Below are 15,666 nucleotides of genomic sequence, written 5' to 3' on the forward strand. Positions count from 1 at the left end.
GATGAATTTCTGTGAGGTTTTATTCTTATGAAAAAAATAGGTTTATATATTATTTTATTAGTTTTTATTTCATGTAACTCTGAAAAAAAAGAAGGTGAAATAAAAGAAACTCAGGTAGCCGTTTCAAATACTTTTTTAGAACGTGTAGAGCCTCCAAACTGGTGGGTGGGTTTTACAACTGATACACTTCAGTTACTAGTGAAAGAAAAAAACATAGGAAATTCAAAACCTGCAATTTCTTACAAAGGAATAACTATAAACAAGGTTCATAAAGCAAAAAGTAACAACTATTTATTCATCGATTTAACGATTGATAAAAAAACAAAACCAGGAAAGTTTGATATTGTTTTTACTTTAAACGATAACTCAAAAAAAACACATACGTACGAATTAAAGCCAAGAAAAAAATCAGCAGATGAGTATATCGGTTTCAATAGTTCAGATGCAATTTATTTAATCACTCCCGATCGTTTTGCAAATGGAAACTCAAAAAATGATAGTTTTCAAAACCTTAAAGAAACTGGTGTCGATAGAAATGATGATTATAAACGACATGGAGGAGATTTAGAAGGGATTATAAATCATTTAGATTATATAGAAAACTTAGGTTTTACGACTATTTGGCTAACTCCAGTTTTAATAAATGATATGCCGAATGCTTCTTATCATGGTTATGCTATGACCGATTATTATAAAGTAGATCCTCGATTTGGAACTTTAGATGAATATAAAAAATTATCATTAGAGCTGTCTAAAAGAGGAATGAAATTAATAATGGACCAGGTAGCTAATCATTGTGGGTTAGAGCATTGGTGGATGAAAGACTTACCTTTTGATAATTGGGTTAATTATCAATCATACTATGAAAAAAATAAAGAAAATTGGTCATGGAAAACTGTAAAACACTCAAATCATAAAAGAACAACAAATCAAGATTTATATGCTTCAGAAATAGATGCGAAAGAAAATACTGAAGGTTGGTTTGTTTCCGATATGCCAGATTTAAACCAACGAAACCCTTTTATGGCTATCTATATCATTCAAAATTCAATTTGGTGGATAGAAACCTTAGGTTTAGGAGGAATTCGACAAGATACATACCCTTATCCAGATAAAAAGTTTATGGCACATTGGGTAAATACTATTATGAATGAATATCCGAATTTTTCAATTGTAGGAGAAGAGTGGAGTTATAATCCATTGTTAATAGGATACTGGCAGAAAGGAAAAAAGAATAGAGATGGTTATCAATCAAATTTAAAGTCTACTATGGATTTTGCAATGCAAAAAAATGTTGTAGATGCATTAAATGAACCAGAAAAATGGAATAAAGGACTAGTTAAAATATATGAAGGTTTAGCCAACGACTTTCACTATAAAACACCAAAAGACATTTTAATTTTTCCAGATAACCATGATAAAAGTAGAATTTACACGCAGCTTAAAGAGGATGTTGTAAATACAAAAATGGCATTAGCTACTTATGCAGTTTTACCAAGAATATTACAAGTATATTACGGAACTGAGATTTTAATGGACGATACTGCTAAACCTGGAGATCATGGATTAATTAGAACAGATTTTCCAGGAGGTTGGGAAGGTGACAAAATAAATGCATTTACAAAAAACGGTTTGTCTAAAGAACAAATAGAAATGCAAAGCTTTGTTTCAAAACTATTAACTTATCGTAAGAAAAGTAAAGCAATTCAAGAGGGGAAAACAGTGCATTTTGCTCCAAAAGAAGGAGTATATGTCTTATTTAGAAAATATGAAGATGAAGTAGTGGTACTGATTTTAAATAAGAACGATAAACCTTATACATTAGACTTGAATCGCTTTAAAGAAATGAATCTTAAAGGAAAAGCGTTTAAAAATATAATTACAAACAAAACTATTGTATGGCAAGATAGTCTTCTTTTAAATAAAAAAGGAAGCTTGTTATTAACTACAAAACAATAAAACTAAGTGAAAAAACTTTTAAGTATATTATTTTTATTTATAGGTTACAATTTATTAGCACAGGTAACTATTACAATTGATGAATTACCAAGTGGAACTTTAAAAGATACTCCAATATTCATTTCTGGAAATTTTGAAGGTTGGTCTGGTGGTAAAAAAGAATATCAATTAGACAATAAAGAGGGGGTTTATAGCATAACACTTCCGAAACAATCAAAAAACATTTTATTCAAGTTTACGCAAGGTTCATGGAAAACTGCAGAATCGGCAGCTGATGGAACAAGTATAGATAATAGATCATACAAGTTCAATAAAGCAAATGATACTTTAAAAATCAAAATAGCCGGTTGGTCTCATTTAACAAGTTCAGAGAAAAGTTCAACAGCTTCTAAAAACGTAACAGTTATATCAGAAGAATTTGAGATTCCAGAATTAAATAGGAAAAGAACAATTCGACTGTATTTACCACCAGGTTATACAAAATCGAAAAAATCTTATCCAGTAGTGTATATGCACGATGGACAGAATCTTTTTGACAAACAAACCTCTTTTTCAGGAGAATGGGAAGTTGATGAAGCGTTAAATAAATTGTATGAGGATAAAAACTTACAGCTTATAGTTGTAGGAATTGACAATGGAGGTTCAAAACGATTAGATGAGTACTCACCATGGAAGAATAATAAATATGGAGGAGGAGAAGGAGAAGCTTATTTAGAATTTATTGTAAACACATTAAAACCATATATAGATAGCAAGTACAGAACTTTAAAGAATAAACCAAATACAGGAATTATTGGTAGTTCTATGGGAGGATTAATTTCTCATTATGCAGGATTAAAATATCCAAAAGTATTTGGTAAAATAGGAGTGTACTCTCCTTCTTTTTGGTTTGCTCCAGAAGTTGTAGAGTTTTCAAAGAAGCAAGGAAATCTATCAGATACAAAAATGTATTTTTTAGCAGGTGGAAAAGAAGGTGGAAATATAGCTTTTAATGAAATAAGTAAGACAGTAAGAGATATGAATTTGATGGTAGATGTTCTTAAAGAACAGAATTTTCCATCAGAAAATATAAAAGTAAAAGTTGTTCCAGAAGGAAAGCATAATGAAGAATTATGGAAAACTAATTTTGAAGAAACTATTTTATGGCTATTTAAAAATGAAATAGAAGAAAGAAAATTCGATTCAGTACAATTTGTAAAAGATGAATTAAAAATAAAGGTTTCTGATGGTTCTTATTTGATTAAGTTTTTAAACTCTCAAATAGTAGAAACAACTTTTGTTCCTAAAGATCAAAAAGAAGCTAAAAAAGCATCACATGCAGTGGTTATTAATTCAGTATATAAAGATGTTAAGTTTAAAGAAAGTAAAGAAAAAATAAAATTAAGTACAAAAGATGTTTCTGTAGTCATTCAAAAAAGACCATTTAACATTTCTTATTGGTACAAAGGAAAAGAGTTAGTTTCGGAGAAAAATGGTTACCAAAGAAATGACGATTTTGAAACATTACAATTTAACTTACAACCAAACGAAGTTTTATATGGTGGAGGAGCCAGAGCTTTGGGGATGAATAGAAGAGGGAATCGTTTACGCTTGTACAATAGAGCGCATTATGGTTATGAAGAGAAATCGAAACTAATGAACTACACAATACCATTAGTATACTCTTCAAATCTATATGCTATTCATTTTGACAATGCTCCAATTGGTTATTTAGATTTAGATAGTAAACAAAATAATACATTGACTTATGAAACTATTTCTGGGCGAAAAACCTATCAGGTAATTGCAGGAGATTCTTGGTTGAATTTAATAGATAATTATACCAATTTAACAGGGAAGCAACCAATGTTACCACGTTGGGCGCTAGGAAATTTTTCAAGTCGATTTGGATATCATTCACAAAAAGAAACAGAAAACACCATAGCAAAGTTTAAATCAGAAAAAATACCTGTAGATGCAGTAATCCTTGATTTATATTGGTTTGGTAAAGATATTCAAGGAACAATGGGGAATTTAGAGGTGTATAAAGATTCTTTCCCAGAAATGAAAAAGATGGTTTCCGATTTTAAAAAAGAAGGAGTTAAAACAGTTTTAATAACAGAGCCATTTATAGTATCAACATCAAAAAAATGGAAAGATGCTGTAGCCAATAATGTATTAGCAAAAGATTCTATAGGAAATCCCGCTAATTACGATTTCTATTTTGGTAATACAGGAATAGTAGATATTTACAGTAAACAAGGAAAAGAATGGTTTTGGAATATTTATAAAGATATAAAATCATTAGGGATACAAGGTTTTTGGGGAGATTTAGGAGAACCAGAAGTACATCCAACTTGGGTACAACATGCAACAGGAAGTGCAGATGAAGTACATAATATTTACGGACATGATTGGGCACGATTAATCTTTGAAGGTTACCAAAAAGAATACCCAAATGAAAGACCATTTATATTAATGAGAGCAGGATATTCAGGATCACAACGATTTGGAATGGTACCATGGTCTGGAGATGTAAATAGAACTTGGGGAGGATTACATAGTCAGCCAGAAATAGCATTACAAATGGGAATGCAAGGTTTAGGGTATATGCATTCAGATTTAGGAGGTTTTGCAGGAGCAAATTTAAATGACGAATTATATACTAGGTGGTTACAATATGGAGTGTTTCAGCCAATATACAGGCCACATGCACAAGAAGAAGTAGCGAGCGAACCAGTATTTAGAGAGCCAAAAACAAAAGCATTAGCAAAAAAATCGATAGAATTAAGATATCAGTTGTTGCCTTATAACTATCACTTAGTTTTTGAAAATAACCAATATGGAAAACCATTAATGAGACCATTGTTTTTTGAGGAAAAAGAAAACAAAGTTTTACAAGGAAAATCAACTACCTATTTATGGGGGAATGATTTTTTAGTAACACCAATCGTGAAATCAAAAATTAGAAAACAAGAGGTGTATTTTCCAAAAAACAATGTTTGGTTTGACTTTTATACAGGTGAAAAAATTATTGGAGGTAAGACAAAAAAAGTACAGGTAATAGAAGCATCAATACCTACCTATGTAAGAGCTGGAGCTTTTATTCCGATGACAGAAATAATTCAAAATACAGAAGAGTATAATCAGAATAAGATAAATGTTCATTATTATCATGATGCCTCAGTAGAAAAAAGTAAAAGAGAGCTCTATAATGATGATGGAAGAACAGTAAAAGCTTTTGAAAAAGGAAAATTTGAATTGATCACTTTTGAAAGTCAATTAGACAAGAAAGGTTTAGAAATTAAATTAAGTTCAAAAAAAGGAAAAGAATATGCTACTTCTGAAAAAGAAATTAGTTTAATAATTCACAATATTGAAGCTAAGCCTACAAGAATTAAAGTAGGGAAAAAGAAAGAAAAAATAGACTGGAATGCTAAAACAAAAGTTTTAAGAATACCAGTTACTTGGAAAACAACAACTTCAAAAAACATAAAAATAAAGTTTTAAAAATGAGGAAACTAGCAATTGTAATTCTTCTAGTGGTAAGTATGGTAGCTTGTAAAACAAAAGTGCAGGAACCAGTAAAAAAAGAACAAAAAACTCCTTTTGTATGGAATGGAGCAAACTTATATTTTTTATTAACCGATAGGTTTAATAATGGAGATACAGCCAACGACGTTAATTTTGATAGAACAAAAGAACCAGGGAAGTTAAGAGGTTTTGAAGGAGGAGACATCAAAGGAATTACCCAAAAAATAAAAGAAGGTTACTTTACTAAATTAGGAATCAATGCTATTTGGATGACTCCAATAGTTGAACAAATACATGGAGGAACAGATGAAGGAACAGGAGTAACTTATGGTTTTCATGGATATTGGACAAAAGATTGGACAAAAATAGACCCTAATTATGGAACCAAAGAAGACTTAAAAAAACTAGTAGAAATAGCACATAAAAACGGAATTAGAATTTTGTTAGATGCTGTAATAAACCATACAGGTCCAGTTACAGAAAAAGACCCAGTATGGCCATCAGAATGGGTAAGGACAGAACCACAATGTGTATACAATAATTATAAAAATACAGTAACATGTACATTGGTTAAAAATTTACCAGATATAAAAACAGAGAGTAATGAAAATGTAGAATTACCACCACAACTAGTAGAAAAATGGAAGCAAGAAGGTAGATATGAAGAAGAAGTAAAAGAATTAGATGAGTTTTTTGCTAGAACAGGTTACCCAAGAGCACCAAGATTTTATATTATAAAATGGTTAACAGACTATATTACAGAATATGGAATAGATGGGTATAGAGTAGATACAGTAAAGCATACAGAAGAAAATGTATGGCAAGAATTTAAAAAAGAATGTGATTATGCATTTGAAAAATGGAAAAAAGATCACCCAGAGAAAGTGTTAGATAAAACACCATTTTATTTAGTAGGAGAAGTATATGGATATGGAATAAGTGGAGAAAAAAACTATGATTTTGGCGATAAAAAAGTAAACTATTTTGATAAAGCATTTAATAGTTTAATCAATTTTGAATTTAAATGGAATGCAAAACAATTGAGTTATGAAGACTCGAATGTGAAGTACGATAGTATTTTAAATAAAAAATTAAAAGGTTATGGAACTTTAAATTATGTAAGTTCACATGATGACGGTCAGCCATTTGATCCCAAAAGAGAAAAGCCATTTGAAACAGCAAATAGATTGTTATTAGGATTAGGAACGTCACAAGTTTATTATGGAGATGAGTCAGCACGCTCTTTAGTCATAGAAGGAACAGAAGGAGATGCAACGTTACGTTCATTTATGAATTGGGAAGAAATAACGAATAATAAACAAACGCAAAAAATATTAGAATACTGGCAAAAGTTAGGACAGTTTCGTAAAAATCATCCGGCAGTAGGAGCGGGAAAACATCAGATGATAACTAAAGAACCTTATGTTTTTTCTAGAGTTTATAAAGAAGGAGATTATACAGATAAAGTCGTGGTTGGATTAAACTTAGCTAATGAAACCAATGAGATTATGGTTTCTCCAATATTTGAAGATGGAGATAAACTGAAAGATACTTTTTCAAATCTTACTTACGAAGTAAAAGAAGGAAAAATAGCGGTAAAAGGAAGTCAGCCGGTAGTTTTATTAGAAAAGATAAATTAAAGATGAAAAAACTAGTCTTATTAGCAGTTACAGTACTCTTATTTTCATGTAGTAAGAGTAAAAAAGATATAGAAATAACTTCACCAGATGCGAAATTAAAAGTAGAGTTTGGTTTAAATAAGAGTAAATCATCATACTATATCGTTAAAAGAAAAAAGGAAATAGTAATAGATACATCGTATTTAGGATTTGAGTTTAAAAATGCAAAAGCATTAAAAGAAAACTTAAAAGTATTAAATACAGAAACAAGTACTTTTAATGAAACTTGGCAAATGCCTTGGGGAGAGCAAGAAGAAGTTGTAAATAATTACAATGAATTGAAAGTAAATTTAGAAGAAGACGGTTCAAAACGTAAGTTCTCAGTAGTATTTAAAGTTTATAATGACGGAATAGGCTTCAGATACGAGTTTCCAAAACAACAAGGATTATCAGAAGTTTTAATAACAGAAGAACATACAGAATTTAATTTAACGGAAGATTATAAAACTTTTTGGATTCCAGGAGATTGGGATAGTTACGAGCATTTATATAATACAACACCATTATCGAAAATAGATGCATTAGCAAAAGCAAATCATGGAAATTTAGCCCAAACACAAATACCACATAATGCCGTTAATACACCAGTAACTATGGTTGGTAAAAACGGGTTGCATTTAAGTTTTCATGAAGCAGCATTAGTAGATTATTCAGGGATGACATTAGGAGTAGATGAAAAAGAATTAAAACTGAAGAGTATTTTGGTAGGTTCAAAAAACAATGATTATAAAGTAAAAAGAACACTACCGTTTAATACACCTTGGCGTACAATTCAAGTAACAGATAATGCTTCAGATTTAATAGCATCTAACTTGATAGTTAATTTAAATGAACCAAATAAGTTAGGAGATGTTTCTTGGTTCAAACCAATGAAATATACAGGAGTTTGGTGGGAAATGCATTTAGGTAAATCGTCTTGGGATTATGGAATGACTAAAGATGAAAATGGAAAATGGGTAGATTTAGGTAAAGCTCATGGACGACATGGGGCGACGACAGAAAATGTAAAAAGATTTATCGATTTTTCAGCAAAGAATAATATCAAAGGAGTATTAGTAGAAGGTTGGAATACAGGTTGGGAAAATTGGATAGGATTTGAAGATAGAGAAGGAGTTTTTGATTTTGTAACACCATATCCAGATTATGATATTGAAGAAATAGTTCGTTATGGAAAAGAAAAAGGAGTAGATATTATAATGCATCATGAAACTTCAGCAGCAACAGCTACTTATACAAAGCAACAAGACACTGCTTTTGCATTAATGAAAAAGTACGGAATGCATGCAGTAAAAACAGGTTATGTAGGTAAGATATTACCAAAAGGAGAGTATCATCATGGACAAAAAATGGTAAATCATTACAATAATACTGTAGAGAAGGCTGCAAAATATCAAATAGCAATTAATGCACATGAGCCAATTAAAGCTACTGGATTAAGAAGAACATATCCAAATACAATATCGAGAGAAGGATTGAGAGGACAAGAGTTTAACGCTTGGGCCTCTGATGGAGGAAACCCACCAGAGCACTTGCCAATAGTTGTATTTACAAGAATGTTAGCAGGGCCAATAGACTTTACACCAGGGATTTTCAATATAAAGTTTGATGAGTTTAAAAAAGATAATCAGGTAAATACCACTGTAGCACAGCAATTAGCTTTATATGTTATTATTTATAGTCCAGTACAAATGGCGGCAGATTTAGTAGAACATTATGAAGCAAATCCAAAAGCCTTACAATTTATAAAAGAGGTAGGTGTAGATTGGAAACAAACAAAAGTTTTAAATGGAGAGGTAGGAGAATATGTAACAATTGCAAGAGAGGAAAGAAATACCAATAATTGGTTTTTAGGAGCAATTACAAACGAAAAATCAAGAGAGATACCATTAGATTTTAATTTTTTAGAAGAAGGAACTTATAAGGTAACCATTTATAAAGATGGTAAAAATGCGCATTGGAATAACAATCCATTAGATTTAGAAATAGAAACAATAGAAGTAACCAATAAAACTAAAATGAACATAAAATTAGCTTCAGGTGGGGGTGTAGCTATGAGTATTATTAAACAATAAAGAATGAAAAAAACAATTAGTATTTTTTTAGTAGCAGCAATGTTGTTTGCTTGTAAAACAGAGAAAAAAGAAGTAGCTAAAAAAGAGGTAAAAGAAACAAAAGAAGTTTCAATAGCTCCAGTTACAAATGAAATGATGGAGAATGCTATTATATACGAGGCAAATATTCGTCAATATTCAAAAGAAGGGACATTTGAACAGTTTACAAAAGACATTCCTCAGTTAAAGGAATTAGGAGTGAAAATTATTTGGTTAATGCCAGTTTTCCCAATTTCACAAACAAAAAGAAAAGCAACAGGAGGAGATTTTGCATCCAAATTAACCGATCCAAAAGAACAAGCAAAAGCATTAGGAAGTTATTATGCAGTATCAGATTTTACTAAGATAAATCCAGAGTTTGGAACTATAGAAGACTTTAGAGAGTTAGTAAAAACAGCACACGAAAATAATATGTATGTTATTTTAGACTGGGTGCCAAATCATACAGGATGGGATCATACATGGTTAAAAACAAATCCAGAATTTTATACTAAAAATGATAAAGGAGAAATTACAGATCCTTTAAATGAAGATGGAACACCAGTAGGTTGGGCAGATGTAGCAGATTTAAATTACGATAACAAAGAGCTACGTAAAGAGATGGTAAAAGACATGCAATATTGGATTACAAAAGAAGGAGTAGATGGATTCCGTTGTGATGTTGCAGGATCAGTACCTACTGACTTTTGGCAAGAAGCAATTCCGCAATTAAGAGCTAAAAAAGACATTTTTATGTTAGCAGAAGCTTGGGAACCAGAATTAATGAAAGAAGGTTTGTTTGATATGGGATATGGATGGGATACACACCATAGAATGAATCATATTGCAAAGGGAGAAGAAAGTGTAAAAGATTGGAATAAAAGAATGGTACAAATAGATACTTTGTATGAAAAAGATGATATTCTAATGAACTTTGTAACCAATCATGACGAAAACTCTTGGAATGGTACAATTAAAGAAAGAATGGGAGATGCTGCAGAGCTTTTTACAGCATTAACTTATGTAGCTCCAGGAATGCCATTAATATACTCTGGTCAAGAATATGGATTAGATCACAGATTAAAGTTTTTTGAAAAAGATTCTATTCCGCATACAAAAGGAAAAGAGTGGGATTTATTAAAAAAATTAGGAGAGCTTAAAACAGCTAATGTAGCTTTAAGTGGAGGAAAAGTAGCAGCGTCATATGATTTATTTGATGCAACCAAAGAAGCTTTAGTATTCTCAAGAAAAAAAGGTGATAAAGAAGTGGTATTTATAGGAAATCTATCAAAGCAACCAATTAAAGAAAGTATTCAATATGAAGGAAGTTTTGTTGATTATATGTCGGGAGAAGAAATTCAGCTAACTGGAGAAGAAATTCCATTAGAACCATGGGAGTATAAAATATTAATAAAGAAATAATAATAAAAACCAAGCTAAATGCTTGGTTTTTTTATGGAGTAAAAATTGTTTTATTATAAGTGTGAGGATTGTTTATGGCTTTATCATTATTTCTACAAGAAATTTAGAATAAACATTCATCTTATTAATTTAAGATTGTAAAAATATCTTTACACCCTAAAATAATTATGTTAAAATTTTTGTTAATTTTTTTTGTTTTTACAGCTGGTAATCTGTAGTTTTGTACGCTGTGTTTCATTAAAATAACCCCTTATAGCTATGAAAAAAAGTTTACTATTCTTTTTTTTACTTTTTACATATACAATATTTTCAAGCAATTTGAATCCTATAGATAGTATTTCTGTTAAGAAAGAATTATCTAAAGCATTTTCTTTTTCATCAAAAGTTAAAGGAGAATTTAATTATAAGTATTTAGAAGAAAATTACCCAGTAGCAGCAGAGGCAGATAGCCTTATAGGAAAAGCTAAAGCACTATTCAATAGTATTGCTAGTTCGGGTAGTTATACTGGTGTATTGGGGGCAGATGATATGATTAGTTTGCCTATAGGGGTGAAGAAAAAAATTGGAACATGCACAACTATAATGGGGGTTAGTGAAGCAAAATTTTATCCTAATTATACCGAAGTAACTTTATTTTTAAAAATAGCAATACCACAAGTAGGGGCTAACGGAAAGCAAAAAGAACTGTTTTTTGGAGCAGATAATGTAAAAATATCTCATAAAGGGGGAATTTATGGAGATATGAATATTTCTTTATTAGGAGATGTGGCTATACCTATTAACGGAAACAATGCTTTTTTAGAACTGAAAGGAAATTTTGATATGAAAACAGGGGCAAAAGAAGATAATACTTATGTATCTATTGATTGCTCTGGAATTAAAGAATTTGGTATTGCAGCTGATGTCGTTTTTTCTAGAAAGATGATAGAGCCTCTTAATCCAGATTATACGGTAGTTAAAGATAAAAAGGCGAAGGTAAGAGGTTCATTTAAAGCAAAAGCAAGTGATTGGAATGATATTTTAGCAGAAGTAGATTTTAATTATCCATTTCATATAAGAAAAAAAGAAACGGGAAATGGTTCCGTAAATAAACTAGGTAAAGGAGGATTTATTTTTGAGGTTGAAAATGCTGTTTTTGATTTTTCAGATTTAAGAAATTCTGAAAAAGTAAAATTCCCAAAAGGGTATAAAGAGAAGTATTTAATACCAGGTAATGAAGAGTTATGGAAAGGAGTTGCTATTGAAAAAATAAAAGTAACGTTGCCTAAAGAATTTGCAAAAAGAAATGAAAGTAATAGACTTAAATTCTCTGCGGAAGGATTTTTAATAGATGGAGAAGGGTTAACAGGTAGATTTGGTGTTGAAAATTTGTTAACAATAGAGCAAGGTTCTGCTTCTGGTTGGCCAATATCAGTAACAGATTTATATGCTTCTTTTATAGCAGGAGATATTACAGGTGCAGGTTTTGGAGGACATATAGGTTTGCCTTTAACAGGAAAACTAACTACTGAAGATATAGTAAATCAGACAGAGCATGTAAAAGGTGTAAAAAAAGCTATGAAATATACTGCTATTATCGATGTAGGTAATGATGAGTACAGTTTAGCAGTAGAGCCTTTATCAAAAAATGGAGTACACTTTCCTGTTTTTGCAGCTCAGGCACATTTAAAATCTAATTCCAAAATTACATTAAAAGTTAAAGATGGAAAATTTCGTCCTAAAGCAAATTTATATGGTAGCTTAAACATTAAAGGAGGAAATAATGTAGGAAAGAAACTAATTAATTTTAAAGGAGTAACATTTGAAAATCTTCAATTACAAACTGAGTCACCATATATTTCAGTTGACCATATGGGGTATAAAGGAGATTCAAATTTCTCTGGATTTCCAGTAACAATATCTGATGTTAGTGTTGCAACAAATGATAAAATAGCCTCTTTAAAATTTAAGTTAGATGTAAATCTAATGCGTAAAGGATTTAGAGGGAAGACAGATTTAGAAATAGTAGGAAGTTTTGAAGAAAAAGAAAAAATTCAGAGTTGGAAATTTGAAAAAATAAAATTACATAGAATTGATATAAAGGCCGATTTAGGAAAAGTAAAATTTGAAGGTTTTGCCGATGTAAAAGAGAATGATCCTGTATATGGTAATGGAATTTATGGCGAATTAAATGCCGATTTTAACAATATAAAGGTAAAAGCAACAGCTTGGTTTGGTAAAACAGATATAAGATACTGGTATGTAGATGCATATGCAGATCTTTCAAATTTATCAACAAAACCAATGATAGGACCTACTCAAGTAAATGGTATCGGTGGAGGAGCTTACTATCATATGAAGAAAACATCAAATGCTCCAAAATTAGTATATCAAGGAGAACTAGATAAAGATGGAAACCCTGTTCCAGTAATAACACCTAAACCACCATCAGGAATGGATTATACTCCTTATGCAGAGAATGGGTTAGGTTTTAGAGCAATGATTGGGTTTAATTTACCTAATGAAAAAGCTTTTAATGGAAAAGTTGGGTTTGAAATAGATTTTAATAACCATGGGGGGTTAAATAGAATTTTCTTTTTTGGTGAAGGCCATATAATGAAAGGAATCAATATTAAATTCGGAGATGAGTTTAAGAAGAAGCTTACCGAAATGGAAAATAAAATCAACAATTTTGGAGCTAACAATAAAATAATTCAAAAATTAAAAGAAACTAATTTAGTAGAATATAGTAAGGTGTCTTTCCCTCAAGATGGATTAAGTTTTGATATGGGGATTGATGCTCATTTTTCTATGGAAATGGATTTTGTAAACAACTCTTTTCATAGTGAAATGGAAGTGTATTTAAATACACCAGGAAACTTTTTTAGTGGAGTTGGTCCAAGAGGTAGAGCAGGTTGGGCAGTTTTTCATGCAGGTCCAGATGGATGGTATTTACACATGGGGAAACCAAAAGATCGGATTGGTTTAAGAGTAGGAATTGGAGCTTTTAGTGTTAAAGCAACAACTTATTTAATGATCGGAGATAAAATCCCAGGAAGTCCACCACCACCTCAAGCGGTAGCAGATATTTTAGGAGTAAAACTAAATGATTTAGATTATATGAGAGATCTAAATGCATTAGGAGATGGTAGAGGTTTTGCTATTGGAATGGATTTGAGCGTAGATACAGGAGAAATGAATTTCTTAATATTTTATGCGCGTCTGAGAGCTGGAGTTGGATTTGATATAATGATCAAAGATTATGGAGAAACAGCATGTAAAGGAAGTGGTCAAATTGGAATTGATGGATGGTATGCAAACGGACAGGCATATGCATATTTAGAAGGAGAGTTAGGTATAAAAGTAAATTTATGGTTTTATAAAGCTAAAATCCCAATCTTAAAAGCAGGAGCAGCAGTATTATTACAAGCAAAGCTACCAAATCCAGCTTGGTTTAGAGGGTATGTAGGAGGTCATTTTAGTGTGTTAGGAGGATTAATTAGTGGGCGATTTAGGTTTAAAATAGAATTAGGAGATGAATGTGAAATAGTGGGAGGAGCACCGCTGGGAGGTTTAAAAATTATATCAGGAGTAAGTCCTGATAATGAATCTTCAGATGTAGATGTTTTCACAACACCCCAAGCAGCATTTAATATGAAAATAAACAAGCCTTTTGATTTAGAAGATGATGAAGGGGTTAAAACCTATAGAATTTTGTTAGACGAATTTACCGTTACAAAAGAAGGAACTGAAGTAGTTGGAGAGTTAGAGTGGAATGATTCTAATGATGTTGTAAATTATGTTTCGTTTGATGTATTGCCACCTAAATCAACTATCAAGGTAAAAGTAGCAGTAAGTTTTCAAGAATTAAAGTCAGGAGCATGGGTTACACTTATGCATAAAGGAAAGAAAGCGCAAGAGATAGAAGAGAGAACTTTTATAACAGGAGAAGCGCCAGACTATATACCCACTAAGAATATTGTTTATACATATCCAGTAATAGAGCAATCATATTTTTATCAAAAAGAGAGTTCACATGGTTATGTAAAGTTAAAAAGAGGACAACCTTATTTATTTAAACCAGAAACAGAATGGACTCAAAGAGTTCGTTATGAAAATGAAGAAGGACATCTTGTAGATAATACAGTTACTTATGATAAAGGAGGCAGGCAAGTTAATTTTAAGCTTAGTAAGTTAAATAATATAAAAAAGTATACATTAAAAATTGTAAGCTTTCCAGCTAGTCAAGAAAGTTCAGAAAACGGTGTGACTTATACTGAGAAAAATCCTGGTTATGAAGGGAACACAGTGAAGGTGAAAAATAAAAATGTGCAAACGGTAGTGAAAAATAATGTTGAAACAGAAATTTTGAAATATACTTTTAAGACAAGTGCATATGATACTTTTGAAGATAAAATTGAAAATAAGCATGCTGTTGAACATTATCTAGAACCAATTTATTCAGATGTCCATGCAATACAAACAGATGTTAGGAGTTCTGAGAGATTTGATATTGCAGAGTTAGAAGGAGATAAATTTACAGAAGGAAAACCACTAGTATTAGTAGAAGCAACATTAGATGATTCTTATTATAAAAATAGAATTTATCAACTTATATATCAACAATATCCTTTAGAGCCTGAATTTACAGTAAATAGAGATGTAGATAAACTTGGGATACCTCCTAAAAGGGGAGTAGATATTCTAACATGGTATGTACCTTATTTAAGAGAAAGACCTAATTTTTCGTTATTAGATTCGAGAATGCCTTATAGATATCATTTACCTTATTATTACAAGAAAGATTTTGTAGATATACAGTACAAAGTTGTAAACAAATATATAGATAACCCTACTAAGTATGCTTCGGAAATAAAGAAGTACAGTTATATAATTGATGGAGTTTTTCCAGCAATTAGATCAGGGAAATACAAAGTGAAGATGCAATACGTAATGCCAGGTAATATAACAGGAACTAGCGCAATATTTAAATATAAAAACCAATTTTAATGCTATTTTATAAC

At 30.9% G+C, this 15,666-nt stretch carries 6 protein-coding genes; all 6 read left to right on the plus strand.

The annotated features are described in order from the left end of the window. Window positions 1–27 precede the first annotated feature (27 nt). On the plus strand, window positions 28–1,959 hold the full coding sequence (locus Q0958_RS11140; RefSeq protein WP_299123031.1) for a glycoside hydrolase family 13 protein: 1,932 nt from the start codon (window positions 28–30) through the stop codon (window positions 1,957–1,959). A gap of 6 nt (window positions 1,960–1,965) precedes the next feature. Continuing rightward, on the plus strand, window positions 1,966–5,448 hold the full coding sequence (locus Q0958_RS11145) for a TIM-barrel domain-containing protein (RefSeq protein WP_299123034.1): 3,483 nt from the start codon (window positions 1,966–1,968) through the stop codon (window positions 5,446–5,448). 2 nt (window positions 5,449–5,450) lie between these two features. Further along, window positions 5,451–7,112, plus strand: coding sequence for an alpha-amylase family glycosyl hydrolase (locus Q0958_RS11150; protein ID WP_299123036.1), 1,662 nt, complete (start codon window positions 5,451–5,453; stop codon window positions 7,110–7,112). Window positions 7,113–7,114: 2 nt separating this feature from the next. Beyond that, entirely contained in the window at window positions 7,115–9,223 is a 2,109-nt protein-coding gene (locus Q0958_RS11155; protein WP_299123038.1) for a glycoside hydrolase family 97 protein, read from the plus strand. Window positions 9,224–9,226: 3 nt separating this feature from the next. Beyond that, window positions 9,227–10,663, plus strand: a complete 1,437-nt coding sequence (locus Q0958_RS11160) for an alpha-amylase family glycosyl hydrolase (RefSeq protein ID WP_299123041.1) — start codon at window positions 9,227–9,229, stop codon at window positions 10,661–10,663. A gap of 258 nt (window positions 10,664–10,921) precedes the next feature. Next, the gene (locus tag Q0958_RS11165; RefSeq protein ID WP_299123043.1) at window positions 10,922–15,652 is read left to right on the plus strand and encodes a hypothetical protein; all 4,731 of its coding nucleotides are present in this window, start codon (window positions 10,922–10,924) and stop codon (window positions 15,650–15,652) included. Window positions 15,653–15,666 lie beyond the last annotated feature (14 nt).

Source organism: uncultured Tenacibaculum sp. (genome assembly GCF_947499065.1).
GTDB lineage: Bacteria > Bacteroidota > Bacteroidia > Flavobacteriales > Flavobacteriaceae > Polaribacter.